Raw genomic sequence first — 18,107 nt, 5'->3', positions numbered from 1 at the left:
AAGAAGCCGATATGTGGCTGGTGAACGAATGATGAGCATGGACAACATGATTATTGCCGGGGTAAGAATATATTTCCCGCCTGGCACCGCTCTCCCTGTTCCAACGCCTGAACTCAGGACATTTGCCATCGTCAGCAAAGACCTGTCTGGACATCTGGTGCTTGAGTACAAAAACAGGCAGTGGGTTCCTGTACTGGCCCGGCTTTTTGATGATTCAGCACATGCTATTTCAGCTATAACAAGCCTGAGCAAAAAGACGTGGCATTAATACTTAAAACACATTGATCCGTCATGCCGGGAAGATACAATCCGCGGCGGCTGGCAACCCTTCTATATTCGCACTATCGAACGATCGCCAGCTGTCCGTACCATGCTCTTCCATGCGGCGTGGTTGCTACTCTATTAATTCTACTGATGAGAATCTTGCTGTAGATCGCATACGACCTTGCCGCCCTCACCACTTTCACAGCCTTCCTGTTACGCCATATAAAGCAACTCGATTGGGAATTTCCAGTTACTGACGCAAATACGGAACATACAATCACATACACATCTTTACATTTGGTGGTTTTCATGAATACTACTAAATGATTATGTTAACACGATGAAATTCAACGGATGAAATATGAATATATTTGAACAAACTCCACCAAACCGCAGGCGTTATGGCCTGGCTGCATTTATTGGGTTAATCGCTGGTATCGTATCAGCATTTGTTAAATGGGGCGCTGAAGTACCTTTGCCACCCCGCAGTCCGACTGATATGTTCACTGCTGCATGCGGGCCGGAATCATTAATCAGGGCTGTCGGGCAAATTGACTGTTCCCGCAATTTCCTGAATCCCCCTTATATTTTCCTTCGTGACTGGATGGGGCTTGCTGATCCTAACGCTGCCGTCTACACCTTTGCCGGGCATGTGTTTAACTGGGTTGGTGTAACACACATCATCTTTTCGATTGTCTTCGCAGTGGGTTACTGTGTTGTTGCTGAAGTTTTCCCAAAAATTAAACTCTGGCAGGGTTTGCTGGCTGGTGCGCTGGCACAGCTTTTCGTACATATGATTTCCTTCCCTCTCATGGGGCTGACTCCACCTTTGGTTGACCTTCCATGGTATGAGAATGTATCCGAAATTTTTGGACATTTAATCTGGTTCTGGTCTATCGAAATTATCCGTCGGGATCTGCGTAACAGGATTACTCATCAACCAGACCCGGAGATCCCTTTGGGAACAAGCCGGTGACAAATTCTTAATGTGGTAAAATGGCGCAAACACAGCGCCATTTTTTAGTATCCATTTACTGAACTCCTGAGTTGCCTGTTTTAATCTCTCGCTAATCCCCTCTTCCCGGCTCTGACATTCCTGTTCTGTGAAAAAGAGAATAAACCACTTTCCATCCGTGCACCCGAATGTTCTTAATATCAAGGAGGAGATTTATGTCTGGTATCTGAGTCTGTTAAATAACATGATAAAAACCCGCGCACTTCCTGCATTGCTTTCCCTGAACATTTAAGCGGATCACCGGCACCTTGCCGATTAATACCTGTAGTGGATGTCCCCTCCTGGCAAAAAGCGGCCTGAACGAAGGGCTATCAGGTCTGCTATGGGCGACAAACCTACAGCTTCCATTGAAAGCATCAATCAATACGCAAAACTCCCGCTCCTGACAAACTCAACCACCTCCCCCACCAAGTTGCCACCAGGACAACGTTGTTGCTCCTGCCTGGAAGAGTTGTGTTGCTGCTGCCGTAACACGATGTTAGCATTTGGCAATCAAGACGCTTAGATGTCTAAAAACTCCATTCCTGACCCCGAGAGAGGCTAAAAGGAAGATGACAGATAACCTGCAACTCACACAACTGGTCGAGACCTGCCGCTGGATAGGGGCAAAAGGCTGGGCTCCCGCCACTGGCGGCAATATGTCTGTCCGCCAGAACGACGCTTTTTGCTGGCTCAGCGAGTCGGGAAAAGATAAAGGCAACCTGACTACCGACGATTTTTTGCAGGTGGAAATCGCCACCAGTCACGCACCGTCCGGTCGCAAACCATCGGCGGAGACCGGGCTGCATACCCTGATTTATCGCCTCTTTCCCCAGGCAAACGCGGTGTTGCACGTCCACACCGTCAACGCCACGGTGCTCTCGCGCATCGTTAAAACGCCGGAGCTATATATCAGCGGTTTTGAAATGCAAAAGTCGCTTAGCGGGCAGACTACCCATCTTGATACTGTCTGCGTGCCGGTGTTCGACAACGACCAGGATATCGACGCGCTGGCGTCACGTATTGTGCATTACGCGCAAGAGCATTCTCTGAATTACGGTTTTCTTCTGCGCGGTCATGGCTTAACCTGCTGGGGACGCTCAGTGGAGGAGGCCCGCCGTCATCTGGAGGGGCTGGAATTTTTATTTGAATGCGAAATGCGTTTGCGACAACTGGAGAGATTATGATTCGCGCGATTGTGACGGATATTGAAGGCACCACCAGCGATATCCGTTTTGTTCACAATGTTCTGTTCCCCTATGCGCGCGAGCGGCTGGCGGCGTTTGTCACCGCCCGGCAGTATGCCGAACCGGTAAAATCAATTCTTGATAATCTGCGCAACGAGATTGCCCGGCCAGACGCCAGTACCGCAGAACTTATCGAAACGCTTTTCACCTTTATGGATGAAGATCGCAAATCAACGGCGCTAAAAGCCCTGCAAGGCATTATCTGGCACGACGGTTACGTCAATGGCGACTTTACTGGTCACCTCTACCCGGACGTTCTGCCAGCGCTGGAGAAATGGAAAGCACAAGGCATTGATCTCTATGTTTATTCCTCCGGCTCCGTTGCGGCGCAGAAACTGTTATTTGGCTACAGCGACGAAGGTGATATTACTCATCTGTTCAGCGGCTATTTTGATACCCATATCGGCGCAAAGCGAGAAACGCAGTCATACCGCAATATCGCGTCGTATATCGGCGTCGCGCCGTCGCAAATCCTGTTCCTCTCCGATGTATATCAGGAGCTGGACGCTGCTGAAGAGGCGGGTCTTCGCACCCTGCAACTGATTCGTGGCGAGGGTGATGGCGCCAGCCGCCACCACCAGGTACATCAATTCGACGACATTAACCCGGAGCAGATCCTTTCATGAGCGCATTGACTATTTATTCCGATAAAGACGCCAGCCAGCCCCAGTGGCACAGTACCGACGCCGCAGAGATCGCCCAACAGCTCAACGCGAAAGGCGTCCGCTTCGAACGCTGGGTTGCAGACCGCGACTTAGGCCAGGCTCCCGCGCCAGAAACGGTGATCACCGCCTATCAACATGCGATTGATAAGCTGGTTGCCGAGAAAGGCTATCAGAGCTGGGATGTGATCAGCCTGCGCGCCGACAATCCACAAAAAGAGGCGCTGCGTGCAAAGTTTCTCAATGAACACACCCACGGCGAAGATGAAGTGCGCTTCTTCGTTGAAGGCGCAGGACTGTTTTGCCTGCACATTGGCGACCAGGTTTACCAGGTGCTGTGTGAGAAAAACGACCTGATTTCAGTGCCCGCCGGTACGCCGCACTGGTTTGATATGGGCTCAGAGCCAAACTTTACCGCGATCCGTATTTTCGATAACCCGGAAGGCTGGGTGGCGCAGTTTACCGGCGACGCCATTGCGGATGCCTATCCGCGCCTGCTTTAACGATCTGGCCGGGCGACGCTATCGTACGCCAGGCCTGCTCTGCATCAGGCCGCCCCCGTCCTGAAAACTCCCTTCGCCACGTCTTCTGGCGTCACCACACCGCTATCCAGCACCCAGCCGCTAATCAGCGCTGCTGGCGTCACGTCAAACGCCGGGTTATAGACCTGCGCATTTTCCGGCGCCCACTGTACCGCGCCAAAACTGCCCGCCACGCCGGTGACTTCTCCTGCCGCGCGCTGCTCAATCGGGATTGCGTCGCCATTCGGGCAGTGGGGGTCCAGCGTGGTTTGCGGCGCGGCAACGTAAAACGGAATACCGTGGAATTTCGCCAGCACCGCCAGCGAATAGGTGCCGATTTTATTCGCCACATCGCCATTTGCGGCAATACGGTCGGCCCCTACCCACACCGCGTCCACCAGCCCTTTCGCCATCAGGCTGGCAGCCATTGAGTCGGTAATCAGTTGATAGGGGACCCCCAGTTCGCCCAGTTCCCAGGCAGTGAGTCTGCCGCCCTGCAATAACGGGCGCGTTTCATCCACCCAGACGTTTTGCACGTTGCCCTGTGCATACGCGCGGGCAATCACCCCCAGCGCCGTCCCCGTGCCCGCTGTCGCCAGCCCGCCGGTGTTGCAGTGGGTCAGCAGACGGCTGCCCGGCTTCACCAGCGCACTTCCCGCACGCGCGATATCGTCACAGAGTTGTTTGTCTTCATCGATCAGACGCAGCGCTTCCGCCGCCAGCGCCGGAACAAAGTCTTCTTGCCCCAGCGCCTGCTTCATACGATCGAGATTGTTCATCAGATTGACCGCCGTCGGGCGCGCAGCGCGCAGCGTTTCCAGCGCTATCGCCAGTTCATCCCGGCGATGGCCTGACTCAGCCAGCAGCGCCAGTAGCAGACTGGCGGAAAGACCAATCAGCGGCGCACCGCGCACGCGCAGCGCGTGAATATGCCCCACCAGCGCTTCTACCGTTGAGGCATCCAGCCAGCGTTTCTCCTGCGGAAGCGCCTGCTGATCGAGAATAAATAATTGATTATCCGCCACCCGCAGGCTGGTCGTCTGTAATGTCTGCATGTCGTTAATTCTCTGTTGCGTTGTTGTATCACATTGTGTCAGGATGAATTACAGATGTATAGACGTCTACATGTCTTTATTAGTGAAATGAGTGAGGAACAGGCAATGTCGCAATACCGTACCTTTACCGCCCAGGATGCCGTGGAATACGCCCGAACGTTTGGCGGCATCGATGATCCATCCACACTGGTAGAGGCGCAGGAGGTAGGCGACGGCAACCTTAATCTGGTGTTTAAGATTTTCGATACCACTGGCGTAAGCCGCATTGTCGTCAAACAGGCGCTGCCTTACGTGCGCTGCGTCGGCGAATCCTGGCCGCTGACGCTGGATCGCGCTCGTCTTGAAGCGCAAACGCTGGTGGCGCATTACCAGCACTGCCCGCAGCATACGGTGAAAATCCACCATTTCGACCCTGAACTGGCGGTGATGGTGATGGAAGATCTCTCCGACCATAACATCTGGCGCGGCGAACTGATTAAAGGCGCCTGGTATCCGCAGGCGGCACGCCAGCTCGGCGAATATCTGGCGCAAACGCTGTTTCATACCAGCGATTTTTATCTCCACCCGCATGACAAAAAAGCGCAGGTGGCGACATTTATTAACCCGGAGATGTGTGAGATCACCGAAGATCTGTTCTTCAACGATCCCTACCAGATCCACGAGCGCAACAGCTATCCTGCGGAGATCGAAGGCGACGTCGCCGCACTGCGCAGTGACGCTCAGCTTAAGCTGGCGGTGGCGGCGCTCAAACATCGTTTCTTCTCCCATGCCGAAGCGCTGCTGCACGGCGATATCCACAGCGGCTCGATCTTTGTCGCCGACGGTCGCCTGAAAGCCATCGACGCCGAGTTCGGCTACTTTGGGCCGATAGGCTTTGATGTGGGCACCGCCATCGGCAATCTGCTGCTGAACTTCTGCGGCCTGCCGGGCCATCTGGGCATTCGCGACGCCGCCGCCGCGCGCGAGCAGCGGCTGACGGATATTCAGGAGCTGTGGAACACCTTTGCTGAACGTTTTCAGGTGCTGGCGACGGAGAAAACCCGCGACGCGGCGCTACGCGCGCCGGGCTACGCGTCGGAATTTCTGAAAAAAGTCTGGGCGGACGCCATCGGCTTTTGCGGCACCGAGCTGATTCGCCGCAGCGTCGGGCTGTCGCACGTAGCGGATATCGATACCATTCAGGATGCGGAAATGCGCCATGAATGCCTGCGCCATGCCATTACCCTCGGAAAAGCGCTGATTGTGATTGCCGACCGGATTGAGAGCGTGGAAGCGCTGATCGCGCGGGTGCGGCAGTACAGTTAAGTGCGGGCTGTTTGCCCGGTGGCGCTGCGCTTACCGGGCCTACGATCCAAATGCAGGCCGGGTAAGGCGTACCCGCCACCCGGCAAATACTTACCCCAGATACTCAATCACTGATAACCCGCCGTTGTAATCCGTGCTGTAGATAATCCCCCGCGCATCGACAAACACATCGCAGGACTGGATCACCTGCGGGCGATTTGGCCGCGTATCCATCATCTTCTCAGGCGCCGCAGGCACCAGCGCGCCGGTTTCTACCGGACGATAAGGATTGGTAATATCATAAGCGCGCACCCCTGCGTTCTGGTAAGTGGCGAAAATCAGCGTCGAGCTAATAAAGCTGCCAGGACGGTTTTCGTGCAGGTTATGCGGCCCGAAGTGCGCCCCTTTCGCCACGTAATCAGCTTCATCCGGCTGCGGGAAGGTGGCGATGCTCACCGGATTCGACGGCTCGCGGATATCAAACAGCCAGATCAGCTTTTCGCCGTCTTCCTGATTGTCGAGCACCGCTTCGTCCAGCACCACCAGCAGATCGCGGTCCGGCAGCGGCAGCGCAGTGTGTGTGCCGCCGCCAAACGGCGGGCTCCAGTTGCGATGGCTAATCAGTTTCGGCTGCGTGCGATCTTGCACGTCCAGCAGCGTCAGACCACCGTCACGCCAGCTACCGTAGGCGGTATCGCCAGCGATAATCGCGTGATGCAGCGCATAGCGTTTGCCCTCCGGCCAGTCTGGCGTCTCTCCCGCCGCCTGATTCATCCCTGGCAACCACCAGCGCCCGGCCACCTCTGGCTTACGCGGATCGGCCAGATCGATGGTCAGGAAGATGTAGTCAGTGAAACCGTCGATCAGCGCCGAGACGTAGGCCCAGCGTCCGCCGACGTACCAGATGCGGTGAATGCCGATCCCATTCAGGGAGAGAAAACCGATTTCACGCGGTTTGTCCGGCGTGGAAATATCAAACACGCGCAGCCCTGCGCTCCAGCCCCGGTCCTGCACGTCGCTGACCGTCTCACCGACCTGCCGCGTGTAGTAGACCTTTTCATCGGCAAAGCGGGCATCGGCGAACAAATCGCGGGCGTTAATCACCAGCAGCAGATCGTCATGCGCCTGCAAATGCACGTTCCAGGTGCCTGGCGGTGCAGGCACATAGCCCGCCGCCCGTGGATTTTTCGGGTCACGCACGTCAACAATCGAAAACCCCTGCGACACCATATGGCCAATATAGGCAAAACCGCGATGTACCATTAGCTGTACGCCGTCCGGGCGACCGCCCTGGTCGCTATGGCCAATCAGCCGCATATTGCGGCTATAGTCGGGGCGCGGTAATTCAGTCACCTTAATCTCCTTTTGCCAAACGGCGTCACCGCCTTATCCGGCCTACAGGGAGCACATTGTAGGCCCGGTAAGCGCAGCGCCAGCGGGCATTACGCCGGATGGCGGCGTAACCGCCTTATCCGGCCTACAGAGAGCGCATTGTAGGCCCGGTAAGCGCAGCGCCACCGGGCATTACGCCGGATGGCGGCGTAACCGCCTTATCCGGCCTACAGAGAGCACATTGTAGGCCCGGTAATTGCAGTGCCACCGGGCATTATTTATTCTTCGCTTCAAGCGTCGCAAACCACGGCGCGATGAAGTCTTCCGTCTGGCCCCAGCCCGGAATGATTTTGCCTAATGAGGCGACGTTAACCGCCCCCGGCTGCGCTGCCAGCAGCGCCTGCGGAATGGCTGCGGCTTTAAAATCGTAAGTGGCAGGCGTAGGTTCACCGGCAATCTTATTGGCAATCAGCCGCACGTTAGTGGCGCCAATCAGTTTCGGGTCAACCGCCACGCTCACCTTCCACGGGCTGCCCGCCTCGCGCATCAGTTGCAAATCCTGGTTGGAGATGTCGATGCTGTAGAGCTTAATCTCAGTGCGGCCATTCTCTTTCAGCGCTTTGTACGCCCCCTGGCTAAAGGCGTCCCAGGTTCCCCAGATAGCGTCGATTTTCCCTTTCGGGTATTTCGCCAGCACCGCGCCCACTTTGTTGGCGGTATCACCCTGCACGTCGGAAGAGACCGCACCGATAGACTCCAGCTCTTTAATCCCCGGATTGTCCTTCAGCATTTGCTGATAAGCCGCCTGGCGGCGCTCCATCGGCGGGAAACCGGCGACCCACAGCTTGATAATATTGGCTTTACCGTTGAAATCTTTTACCAGTTGTCCGAAGGAGAGATGGGTCAGCGAGGCGTCATCCTGCTGAGTTACCGTCACGCCCGGGATCTCACCGTTGACGGCGGTATCAAACACCGCCACTTTGATCCCGGCATCTACTGCTTTCTTCACCAGCGCGGTGGAGTACGGATCGCGCCCCTGAGAGAGAATAATGCCGTCATACTTCTGGCTGATCGCCTGGTTAACGAAATCCTGGAATTTCGCGTCGTCGCCATTGCTTAAAAAGGTGCTGACCTTAAAGCCGAGCTTTTTCCCCTCCTGAATCGCGCCCGCAACGAACTGGGTCGTGTTGTCATCAGAGCCAAGGTTGCGGATCACCGCAATGCGAACCGGGCCATTATGCCCGGCAATGGCCGCTGGCACCGGCGCAGGCGTTGCCGCATAGCCCGGCAGCGAACTCAGTAATCCCAGCGCCAACAAAGAAAGTGCAGTTTTTTTCATTATCGTTTCCCGTTGTGTTGTTAACGTTTTTGTATGTAGGTGATCGCCAGCGCCGCCGCCAGCACCAGCCCTTTTATAATGTCCATTGCGTAATAGGGCACCGAGAGCATCACCAGCCCGTTGGAGAGCACGCCAAGGATCACCGCCCCCACCAGCGTGCCAAGCGCGTTCGGTTTGCCGGAACCGGCCAGCGAAAAGCCGATCCACGCCGCCGCGACGGCATCCATCAAATAGCCTCCCCCGGCGTTAACCTGTGAAGAGCCAATACGCGAAGCCAGCAGGATGCCCCCTAACCCCGCCAGCAACGAGGCAATAACGTAGGCCGCCACTTTATAGCGGGTGGTACGAATACCGGAGAGACGCGCCGCTTCCGGGTTGCCGCCAATGGCGTACATCCGTCGCCCGTGGGTGGTCAGCGACAGCGCGAGCTGCGCCGCCAGCGTCACGACCAGCATCACGACAACAATAGTCGGCACCTGCCCCAGCGCGCCGAATGCCGCCGGAATAAGCCCCTCAGCCATTTCACCGCTCGGCAGCACCATGTTTTCAGTAATAGAACCGCCGTAGCTGTAGGTCATCGCCACCCCCTGAATCACAAACAGGCTGGCAAGCGTGGCGAGCATGTCGGGAATACGCAGCACCACAATCAGAAAAGCGTTGAACAGCCCCACCAGCGTACAGAGCGCCAGGGTAATGACAATCGCCCCGGTGGTGCCAAAGCCGTGCCAGACGAATAGCGAAATCACCAGTGCGTTCGCCAGCGACGCGGTTGAGCCAACGGAAAGATCAAAGCCGCCGACGGTAAGCGAGATGGAGACGCCAATCGCAATCACCGTGACGATCGCAATAGAGCGCAGGATGTTGATGATATTGAAGGGATCGAGGAAGTTATCCGACGCGACGCCAAAAATGGCGATCAGCGCGACAACCGTCAGCAGCATGCCCCACTTATAGAGAAAATCGAAAATCTGCTGGCGGCCAGACGCCGCTGCATTGACTGAAAGGGCCTTACTCACAACGCCGTTCCTCCGGTTGAATAATAAAGTAGTGTCTCTTCGCGGGCCTGCGCGCCCTCCACTTCCGCCACGATGCGCCCGTCCCACAACACGCAGATGCGGTCGCACAGCCCCACCAGTTCGGCGAACTCACCGGAGGCGTAAATCACCCCTTTGCCTTCCCGCGCCAGGCCGTCGATCAGCGCAAACAGATCGGTTTTGGCTTTCACGTCCACGCCTTTGGTCGGCTCGTCGAAAATCAGCACGCGGGCGTCGCCGCGCAGCCATTTGCCGATCGCCACTTTCTGCTGGTTGCCGCCAGAAAGCCGACGCAACACTTGCCCCGGCCCGCGAGCGCGCACGCCAACGCGGGCAATTACCGCTTCCGCCCAGCGCCATGCCTGACGATGACCAAACAAGCTCCAGCGCGAGAAACGGTTATCGGCGGCAACCGCCAGGTTCATGGCGACGGACTCATCAATAAAAATGCCCTCTTTGCGCCGCTCCTCCGGCACCAGCGCCAGCCCGCGCGTCACCGAATCAACCGGGTCGCGCGGCGTCCACGGCTGATGATTGAGTTCGCCGCGTTCAACGCGGCTTTTCGACGCGCCGAACAGCGCCTTGCACAGCTCGGTTTTCCCGGCTCCCGCCAGCCCGGCGATACCGAGAATTTCACCTTTACGCAGGTGCAAACTGATATTTTTCAGCAGCCGTTCATCGTGCAGCCCTTCCACGCGCAGCAGCGTTTCATCAGCATGCGGCGGGCGTTTTGGCGGATAGATATCGTTTAACTCATGGCCCAGCATCTTCTCGACGATGGCGTCAGCGCTCAGTTCCGCCATCGGCCCGGACTCAATCAACTTGCCATCGCGCAGTACGGTTAAGGTGTCGCAAATGGCCTTTAGCTCATGAATGCGATGGGAGATAAACACCACGCCGATCCCCTGTTGTTGCAGGCGTTTCACCACGGCAAACAGCCGTTCGCTTTCATGCTGATCGAGCGGCGCGGTGGGTTCATCGAGGATCAGAAAACGACAGTGGTGTGAGAGCGCGCGGGCCAGCAGGATCTGCTGCTTTTCGGCGAGCGTGCAACCATCGATGACCCGGCGCACGTCCAGATGAACATCAAGCTGGGCCAGCGCGTCACGCGCCTGCTGGCGAATAGCGCGCCAGCGGTAGCGGTGTCCCGGCTGCGCCAGCTGATCGAGCATAATATTTTCCGCAATACTCAACCCCGGGATCAGCGCAACATCCACCTCCTGCTGCACCAGATGAATGCCCAGCCGTTTGGCGTCCAGCGGTTCGCGTATCGGCACCGGCTGGTTATTAATTGCAATTTCCCCTTCGTAATGGTCGTGCGTGCCGCAGAGCACCGCCATCAGCGTGGATTTCCCCGCACCGTTCGCCCCCGTCAGCGCGTGCACGGAACCGCCCGTCAGGGTGAAATCAACGCGGGAGAGCGCCTGAAAGCCGGAAAAGGCCAGGCTGATACCACGCATGTCGAGGCGACTGGAGAGCATCCGCTGTAAATCCTTTCTGATAATCATTTGATTTACGAAATTTTTCACAGCTCTCCCTGACTGACAACGACATAAAAAGCATAAGATAAAGCAAAATATTATTAGCCATCCAGATGTCTATAAATGACATCGGGTTAGCTCATCACAAAGGGATCGCATCATGAATAAGAATACTGACCGCAACGCGGCAACGGGCTTCGCGGAGGGGGCTAAAACCCATCAAGGAAAGCGGGCATTTATCAGCCCTAATAAATCAGCTCTTTTTTATCTTTTAGATTTAGTTTAAGTCGATATATATCAATTCCAGATTATCAACCTGCATTTATGTGTTTCATATTTATGACACGCCAGGTTTATTAAAAATAAAAATTCATTTGAAGTGCTTTCATATAAATGATGATTAGTAGAGAATGTAACACCTCAGATAAAACCGCCATTTACTATTATTTACCTGATGCACAATAGGTGAAATTTGCATTTTATATAAATAGCGTCATGGAGTTTTCATGAAAAACAACACAGCTGTCACGCAAAAAGAATATTTGCTTAACAATAAAACAACGTTATTATCAACCACAGATAAAGACAGTCATATTACCTATGCTAACTCTGCATTTATCGACGCCAGCGGATTTAATGAAACGCAGTTAATGGGTAAACCACACAATATTATTCGCCACCCGGACATGCCCTCTGCCGCTTTCGCTGACATGTGGCACACGATACTGCAAGGCGATAGCTGGACCGGGCTGGTCAAAAACCGGCGACAAAACGGCGATCATTACTGGGTACGCGCAAATGTTACCCCTGTCTGGCAAAATGAAAAATTAACGGGGTATATTTCAGTACGCACCGTGCCTTCCCGGGATGAAGTTTCGCACAGCGAACAGCTTTATCAGAAAATAAATAATAATGGAATTAAAGGGTTTCGACTTTTTAAAGGCATAATTATCCGTCGCGGAGCGCTGTCCTGGCTTTCGATGTTTAAATGGCTGTCTGTTAGCCAACGCGTCAATTATGCTTTAGCCATCACCAGTCTGGCAGCCCTGTTATTTATTTTCTTACCTGTTCCTCCTGCTATTCAGGGGGGCAGCATCATCGTGTTATTTTTGCTCCTGGCTATTTACCTTAAGGTTCAAATTTGTCAGCCGGTTAATACGCTGCTGGTGCAGATGCAAAAAGTGGTTTCGGGCCGTAAACCCGATAATTGCCATTTGCAGCGCGTGGACGAAATAGGGATGCTCATGCGACTGGTGAATCAATCGGGGCTTAATCTACGCTCCCTGGTTGATGATGTCAGCACGCAAATATCCGGTATTCAGGCTATCAGCCAGCGCGTGTCTCAGGAAGGCACGGCATTGCAGAGCCGTTCAGAAGAGACATCTGCCGACCTGCAACAAACCGCCGCTGCCATTGAAGAGATCGGTAGCGCAGTGCAACAAACCGCAGATACCGCGGCCCAGACAATGACGATGGCCGACAGTACCAGCGCCAATGCGACTGAAGGCGGCCATATCATGAAGCAAACCATCACCATGATGCAGGCTATCTCACGCGATAACAGTCAAATCGTGGACATTATCGGCGTCATTGACAGTATTGCTTTTCAGACCAACATTCTGGCGCTGAATGCAGCGGTCGAAGCGGCCCGCGCCGGTGAATCCGGGCGCGGATTTGCGGTCGTTGCCGCAGAGGTGCGTAACCTCGCCCAGCATTCTGCGTCTGCGGCAAAAGAGATCAAACAGCTTATCGAGAAAAACGTCACCAACGTCAATACGGGAGTGCAAATGGTCGAGCAGACGGAAACACACCTTACCGGAATGATCGATGACGTGTTGCAGATGTCGACCATGATCAAAGAGATAAGCCTGGCGACGCGGGAACAAACTTTAGCGCTCGAACAGATCAACAATTCAATTTCACGAATTGGTTCCATGACGGACAACAATGCGGAAATGGTGGAGCAGGTGACGGATGCCGCGGGGGATTTAACGGGACGCGCGTCACGGCTGCAACAGGCCGTACAGGTTTTTGGCGCCTCACGATAGCAGCGAAAAGCAAAAAGCCCTCAGCATACGCCAGGGGCTTTTCTATTTATCGCGTTCTCAACGCGCAGGGTAATCGCGGTTAATCCACGCGTGATCGTCTTCCCAGGTGAAAATCCATTTGCGCACCGGGCCTGCCATCACATTCAGGTAATAACTGTCATACCCGGCCATTGTCGCCACCGGGTGATAGCCTTTCGGCACCATCACGACGTCACGGTTGTAGACCGCCATACACTCATCGAGCGAGCGATCGTCGGTGTATACCCGCTGCATACAAAATCCCTGTTCCGGGTTGAGGCGATGGTAATACGTCTCCTCAAGAAGGGTCTCGTAAGGCGGATTATCAGTGTCGTGCTTGTGGCTCGGGTACGAACTGGTACAGCCTTCGTGAGTCCACACTTCCACCACCAGCAGACTATCGGCGGGTTTATCTTCCGGCAGAATGTTGTGTACATAGCGCTGGTTATGCCCCTTGCCCCTTGCCTCGCCGTCAATATCCTGCGGCGCAATCAGGCGGGTGGGATACGTTCCCTTGCCCGGCGCGGCGCATACCGCCAGCTCCAGCTTCGTTAACGCCTGTACCTGTACCGTTTCTCCGGGCGTAACGTATACCGCCCACGGCTTAATACGCTCGAACGGGCTCATCCGCTCGCCAATCTCTGAAAACTGCGCGGTTGGCGTGGTGACAGACGCCCTCCCCGCCACCAGCACCAGACAGCGCTCTTCAGCAACGGCGGGAAGATGCAACTGCTGCCCTTCTTCAAGCTCAAACGCGTCAAAACCGACGTAGCCCCAGCCTGCCCGCTCCGGGGTGACGGACTGGGTACGTCCCTGCGCGTCAGGCTGTTGCCAGCGTGACAGTAAACGTGACATAGCGCCTCCTCAGATAAGACCGGCATCCCGCGCCAGGCGGCTCAGGTTGTTATATCCCAGCCGCGCGTAAGTCAGCGGATGGGCAATCGCCGGGTCCTGCTCCGCCTCCACCACCAGCCAGCCGTGATAATCGTGCTCTTTCAGCAGTCGCATAATCGGCGGGTAATCCACGCAGCCGTCGCCCGGTACGGTAAAGACGCCGCTGAGCACCGCATCCAGAAAGCTGGTTTTACGGTTTTTCACATCCGCCAGCACGTCGGCGCGTACGTCTTTACAGTGCACATGATTAATACGGCTCGCCCAGCGTTGCGCCACCGCCAGCGGGTCGGCGCCAGCAAACGTTAAATGACCGGTATCCAGCAGCAATCCGACCTCATCGCCGGTATGGGTCATCAGATTGTCCACATCCTCAGCGGACTCAATCACCGTCCCCATATGGTGATGATAAGCAATCTGCACCCCCTGCTGCTGTGTATAGCGGGCGAACGCGGTGAGCTTCTCGCCATACGCCGCCCAGCGCGCCTGCGGGAATCGCGGACGCAGGTGAACCGGCGTCTGCTGTTCGCCGTGAATGCAATGGCTCACCTCAGCGAAAACCATCACTTTCGCCCCCAGCTCGCGCAATAACGTCAAATGCGCCTGCGCCGCCGCAATCTCTTCTTCTACGCTCCGCTCCAGCAGGCGACCGGAATACCACCCGGACACCAGCTTCAGATCGTGGCGTTGCAGGATTGGCCCCAGCAGACGCGCCTCGCGAGGGAATTTATTACCGAGTTCAAAGCCCGCAAAACCAGCCTCTTTACCTTCGCTCAGACAGGTATCCAGCGGCGTTTCCGCGCCAAGAGAGGGCAAATCATCATTGGTCCATGTCAGGGGATTAATGCCTAATTGCACAGCCATAATGTTCTCCTAAAGTTATGCCTGCCCGCGCTCGCGCCACCAGGCGATCAGTTGCAGATAGTTATCCCGAATGCGCGTCACCAGTTGCGCATCGTCAATGTCATGTTTCAGCCATGCGCGGGAAGCCTCGCCAAACAGCGTGCGCCCCACCGCAAACCCCTTCACCAGCTCATGTCCGGCAGCGGCTCTGAACCCTGCGCGTAACTGTTCGGCTGGCGCATCCAGCCCAAGAATCACCACGCCACGGCAGTGCGGGTCGCGGCGTTCGATAATGTCACTCAGCGCCGTCCAGCCATCAGAGGAGAGCGGCGGCAGTTTCCACCAGTCGGGGTAAATGCCCAGGTTGTAGAAGCGGGAGATAGCCCGCAGGTAAAGCTCATCGCTGCGCGGCATACCCACAGGTAAAATCACTTCCAGCAGCAGCTCATGCCCCGACTGACAGCAGGCGTGATACACCTCGGCGATTTTCTGCTCCTGCTCCAGGCGCAGGCCGTGGACATCTTCCGGGTGGAAAAAGACCAGGCACTTCACCACATGTTCCTGCGGCCAACTGATAAGCTGAGTGCCAATGTTGCCGTGCTCCATCTCCAGCGGCCGTGAACCGGGAAGCTCAATCGGGCGGCCAATCCACCACCCTTCGCCGGTTATCGCATTCAGCGCGTCCTGGCCAAACGTTCCGTCGCACAGCAGACCGGCTTTTCCTTCCAGCCCCGCGCTGTTCGCCGCATCGCGGCTGGCCTGTAAGATCAGCGTTTTCAGCGCCGGAATGCGCTTCAGGGAGGCGCCGCACTGTAGCGCCATCTCTTCAAGTTGACTGCGGTGATCAAACGCCATCACACACAGTTCCGGCCAGTTCCGCCGACGCGTCGTGACGCGATGCAGATGATTAAGCCGTGGATCAAGATCCGGGCGCGGCACCTGATGCTCGCGGGAGAGGTAGTCATCCAGCTCCACCTTACTCGGCATCGCAGGCGCGCAACCGTGGCGCGAAACCACCAGCGCGCCGCAGGCGTTGGCGTAGCGGCAGGCCTGCTCCCAGCCTTCATCATTGAGATAACCGCGCAGCAGCCCCGACATAAACGCATCGCCTGCGCCGAGCACATTGAGCACCTCGACGCGTACGCCGGTCACCGTCAGCCCGTCATCCAGCGACGGCGGAATCGCGTCGGTATACACCGAGCAGCCCAGCGCGCCACGTTTACAAACCAGCGTCGCCGCGCTTACCTCACGCACCTGCGCCAGCGCCTGCACGGTATCGGTAGCGCCGCCCGCAATATGAAACTCCTCCTCGGTGCCGACGATCACATCAAACAGGTGCAACACCGCCTGCAACTGGCGAGTGACCTGCTCTGCGGCAATAAAGCGCGTTTCGCCGTCGCCCAGCGAGGTCAGCCCCCACAGCACCGGACGATAGTCGATATCCAGTACCGTGCGCACGCCGTGACGGCGGGCACAGGTCAGCGCGGTCAGCACCGCGTCGCGGGTTTGCGGATGAGAAAGATGGGTCCCGGTGATGGCGAGGCAGCGGGATGAAGCGATGTACTGCTCGTCAACATCGCTGGCGGTAATCGCCATATCCGCGCAGTTATCGCGATAAAAAATCAGTGGAAAGGTGTCCCGGTCTTTAATGCCGAGTAGCACCAGCGCCGTCAGGCGTTCTTTATCCGTTATCAGATGGCTGGTATCGCAGCCAACATGGTTAAGCTCTTCGCGCAAAAAGCGCCCCATATGTTCGTCGCCCACTCTTGCCAGCATCGACGAACGCAGCCCCTGACGCGCGGCGCCGTAGGCGACATTCCCTGAGGAACCGCCGAGGTATTTGGCAAAACTTGAGACATCCTCCAGCCGTGCGCCAATCTGCTGGCTGTAGAGGTCAACCGCCACGCGGCCCATGCATATCACATCAAACTGCTTTTCCACGTTGATACCTCGTCAGACAATATCGTTCACATTCAGCCAGCGGCCTTCCTGATGCGAGAGCGCGATGGCGTCCAGCACGCGCGACACTTTCCAGCCCTCTTCAAAATCCGGCCACATCGGCGCATCGGCGGCAACGCCGTTCACCAGGTCGCGGATTTCCACCGTTTTCTGATCGTTAAAGCCGATGCCGTGCCCCGCCCCCATGCAAAACGCGGCATAGTCCGGGTGCGCGGGCCCCACCAGCAGGGTGCGAAATCCCTGGCGGTTAACCGGATCGTCATGCAGATAGAGCTTCAGCTCGGCCATTCGCTCCTGGGTAAAACTGATGGCGCCTTTGGTGCCGGTAATCACGTATGACAGCCCCATTTTGCGCCCGCAGGCCACGCGGGAGGTTTCGATCACCCCCTGCGCGCCGCTGGCGAATCGCACCATCGCGTGCGCCTGATCTTCATTTTCCACAGCCACCTTCTGCGCCGATCCCGCGCTGGCCGGGCGCTCCGGCACCACAATTTTCAGGTCGCCGCAGACTTCGCGAATATCGCCGACCAGGTAGTGCGCCATATTGACGATATGCGCCGCCAGATCGCCCAGCGCCCCTAACCCCGCCGTCTCCTTAAAGCAGTGCCAGTGAATAGGGGAAAGCGGGTCGGCCATATAGTCCTCGTTGTGGGTGCCGTAGAAGTGGATCACATCGCCTATCTCCCCTCGCGCGATGATCTCTTTCGCCAGCGCCGCCGTCGGGTTCTTCATATAGTTAAAACCCACCAGCGTTTTCACCCCGGCCTGTTTTGCGGCCTCAACCATTTCGCGGGCATCGTGAGCGTTCAGCGCCAGCGGCTTTTCCGAATAGACGTGCTTACCGTGGCGAATGGCCGCCAGCGCCATCTCTTTATGCAGATGGTTGGGCGAACAGATATCCACCACATCGATATTCGGGTCTGCCACCAGTTCGCGCCAGTCGCCGGTCGAACGGCGAAACCCGAATGCCTGCGCCCGTTCCGCCGCCAGCTCCGGCGTCACCTCCGCCACCATTTCGCGCACCAGCTGGCCTTGCAGGTTGAACACCGTCGGCGCCTGGGCATAGGCAATGGCGTGCGCCTTGCCGATGTATCCCGTCCCAATCAATCCAATTCGCACTTGTTTCATTATTTAT

17 protein-coding genes are annotated in these 18,107 nt (G+C 56.4%); 8 read left to right on the top strand and 9 right to left on the bottom strand.

Going from position 1 to position 18,107, the window contains the following annotated elements:
- From OGX81_RS12455 to OGX81_RS12435, 5 genes are all read left to right on the top strand, one after another.
- The coding region (locus OGX81_RS12455) for a hypothetical protein (RefSeq protein ID WP_286487574.1) at positions 1 to 268 on the top strand (268 nt) is incomplete at its 5' end.
- A gap of 357 nt (positions 269 to 625) precedes the next feature.
- The gene (locus OGX81_RS12450; RefSeq protein WP_104868298.1) at positions 626 to 1,240 is read left to right on the top strand and encodes a YagU family protein; all 615 of its coding nucleotides are present in this window, start codon (positions 626 to 628) and stop codon (positions 1,238 to 1,240) included.
- 590 nt (positions 1,241 to 1,830) lie between these two features.
- A complete protein-coding gene (locus OGX81_RS12445) occupies positions 1,831 to 2,445 on the top strand; it encodes a methylthioribulose 1-phosphate dehydratase (RefSeq protein ID WP_104868297.1) in 615 nt (204 codons plus the stop codon).
- Positions 2,442 to 3,131 (top strand): acireductone synthase, encoded by a 690-nt coding sequence (gene mtnC / locus OGX81_RS12440; protein ID WP_012134736.1) that lies wholly within the window; start codon positions 2,442 to 2,444, stop codon positions 3,129 to 3,131. Before OGX81_RS12445 ends, mtnC begins: the two co-directional genes overlap by 4 nt.
- Positions 3,128 to 3,670 carry a 1,2-dihydroxy-3-keto-5-methylthiopentene dioxygenase gene (locus tag OGX81_RS12435; RefSeq protein ID WP_012134737.1) on the top strand — a complete coding sequence of 181 codons (543 nt, stop codon included), beginning with the start codon at positions 3,128 to 3,130 and terminating at the stop codon, positions 3,668 to 3,670. The genes mtnC and OGX81_RS12435 overlap by 4 nt, the downstream gene beginning before the upstream one ends.
- 44 nt (positions 3,671 to 3,714) lie before the next feature.
- Here OGX81_RS12435 and mtnA read toward each other — a convergent pair whose 3' ends face one another.
- Positions 3,715 to 4,743 carry an S-methyl-5-thioribose-1-phosphate isomerase gene (gene mtnA / locus OGX81_RS12430; protein ID WP_110123793.1) on the bottom strand — a complete coding sequence of 343 codons (1,029 nt, stop codon included), beginning with the start codon at positions 4,741 to 4,743 and terminating at the stop codon, positions 3,715 to 3,717.
- Between the two features lie 105 nt (positions 4,744 to 4,848).
- On the opposite strand from mtnA, the gene mtnK reads away from it, so the two are divergent.
- Positions 4,849 to 6,048 carry an S-methyl-5-thioribose kinase gene (gene mtnK, locus OGX81_RS12425; protein WP_024130868.1) on the top strand — a complete coding sequence of 400 codons (1,200 nt, stop codon included), beginning with the start codon at positions 4,849 to 4,851 and terminating at the stop codon, positions 6,046 to 6,048.
- Positions 6,049 to 6,138: 90 nt separating this feature from the next.
- Here the strand turns inward: mtnK and OGX81_RS12420 are convergent, their stop codons facing one another.
- The 4 genes from OGX81_RS12420 to OGX81_RS12405 form a co-directional block, all read right to left on the bottom strand.
- Entirely contained in the window at positions 6,139 to 7,380 is a 1,242-nt protein-coding gene (locus OGX81_RS12420) for an LVIVD repeat-containing protein (RefSeq protein ID WP_049011882.1), read from the bottom strand.
- A gap of 253 nt (positions 7,381 to 7,633) precedes the next feature.
- Entirely contained in the window at positions 7,634 to 8,698 is a 1,065-nt protein-coding gene (locus tag OGX81_RS12415; RefSeq protein ID WP_060815943.1) for a sugar ABC transporter substrate-binding protein, read from the bottom strand.
- A gap of 20 nt (positions 8,699 to 8,718) precedes the next feature.
- Positions 8,719 to 9,714 (bottom strand): ABC transporter permease, encoded by a 996-nt coding sequence (locus OGX81_RS12410; RefSeq protein WP_047461798.1) that lies wholly within the window; start codon positions 9,712 to 9,714, stop codon positions 8,719 to 8,721.
- Complete coding sequence (locus OGX81_RS12405) at positions 9,711 to 11,213, bottom strand: sugar ABC transporter ATP-binding protein (protein WP_024130870.1); 1,503 nt, start codon at positions 11,211 to 11,213, stop codon at positions 9,711 to 9,713. Before OGX81_RS12405 ends, OGX81_RS12410 begins: the two co-directional genes overlap by 4 nt.
- 160 nt (positions 11,214 to 11,373) lie before the next feature.
- On the opposite strand from OGX81_RS12405, the gene OGX81_RS12400 reads away from it, so the two are divergent.
- Positions 11,374 to 11,499, top strand: coding sequence for a hypothetical protein (locus OGX81_RS12400; RefSeq protein ID WP_256995298.1), 126 nt, complete (start codon positions 11,374 to 11,376; stop codon positions 11,497 to 11,499).
- 220 nt (positions 11,500 to 11,719) lie between these two features.
- Positions 11,720 to 13,261 carry a methyl-accepting chemotaxis protein gene (locus OGX81_RS12395; RefSeq protein ID WP_049011549.1) on the top strand — a complete coding sequence of 514 codons (1,542 nt, stop codon included), beginning with the start codon at positions 11,720 to 11,722 and terminating at the stop codon, positions 13,259 to 13,261.
- A 57-nt stretch (positions 13,262 to 13,318) separates the two neighbouring features.
- On the opposite strand, the gene iolB is transcribed toward OGX81_RS12395, so the two are convergent.
- From iolB to OGX81_RS12375, 4 genes are read right to left on the bottom strand one after another with little or no spacing between them, the layout of a single operon-like run.
- The gene (gene iolB, locus OGX81_RS12390) at positions 13,319 to 14,134 is read right to left on the bottom strand and encodes a 5-deoxy-glucuronate isomerase (RefSeq protein ID WP_047461795.1); all 816 of its coding nucleotides are present in this window, start codon (positions 14,132 to 14,134) and stop codon (positions 13,319 to 13,321) included.
- Between the two features lie 9 nt (positions 14,135 to 14,143).
- Entirely contained in the window at positions 14,144 to 15,034 is an 891-nt protein-coding gene (iolE, locus tag OGX81_RS12385; RefSeq protein WP_104868294.1) for a myo-inosose-2 dehydratase, read from the bottom strand.
- Positions 15,035 to 15,049: 15 nt separating this feature from the next.
- On the bottom strand, positions 15,050 to 16,954 hold the full coding sequence (locus OGX81_RS12380; protein ID WP_104868293.1) for a bifunctional 5-dehydro-2-deoxygluconokinase/5-dehydro-2-deoxyphosphogluconate aldolase: 1,905 nt from the start codon (positions 16,952 to 16,954) through the stop codon (positions 15,050 to 15,052).
- Positions 16,955 to 16,966: 12 nt separating this feature from the next.
- Complete coding sequence (locus tag OGX81_RS12375; protein WP_047461787.1) at positions 16,967 to 18,100, bottom strand: Gfo/Idh/MocA family protein; 1,134 nt, start codon at positions 18,098 to 18,100, stop codon at positions 16,967 to 16,969.
- Between the last annotated feature and the right edge of the window lie 7 nt (positions 18,101 to 18,107).

Source organism: Citrobacter sp. CK206 (assembly GCF_030333125.1).
GTDB lineage: Bacteria > Pseudomonadota > Gammaproteobacteria > Enterobacterales > Enterobacteriaceae > Citrobacter_B > Citrobacter_B koseri.
This window is presented reverse-complemented; position numbering and strand designations above follow the sequence as displayed.